The following is a 265-nucleotide window of genomic DNA, read 5'->3' as shown; positions in this document are numbered from 1 at the left end:
ATGGTGACCAAGCACCTTTAATCGAGTTACTGAGTTTAGCTAAAGCACATAACGCCTGGTTAATGATAGACGATGCGCATGGCTTTGGCGTACAGGGTAAATCGGGTTTGGGAAGCTGTGAGCCACTTATAGCGGCAGATAATTTACCAGATATTTTAGTGATCACCTTTGGTAAAGCGGTAGCAAGTAGCGGGGCGTGTGTATTAGGTTCAAGTGAATTTATTGATTACATGTTGCAGTTTAACCGCGATTACACTTATTCGAC

1 protein-coding gene is annotated in these 265 nt (G+C 43.0%); it reads left to right on the top strand.

The annotated features are described in order from the left end of the window. The coding region (locus tag R0K30_RS22275; protein WP_410613055.1) for an aminotransferase class I/II-fold pyridoxal phosphate-dependent enzyme at nt 1–265 on the top strand (265 nt) is incomplete at both ends.

This window comes from Bacillus sp. SIMBA_154 (assembly GCF_046536015.1).
Lineage (GTDB): Bacteria > Bacillota > Bacilli > Bacillales > Bacillaceae > Bacillus > Bacillus pumilus_P.
This window is presented reverse-complemented; position numbering and strand designations above follow the sequence as displayed.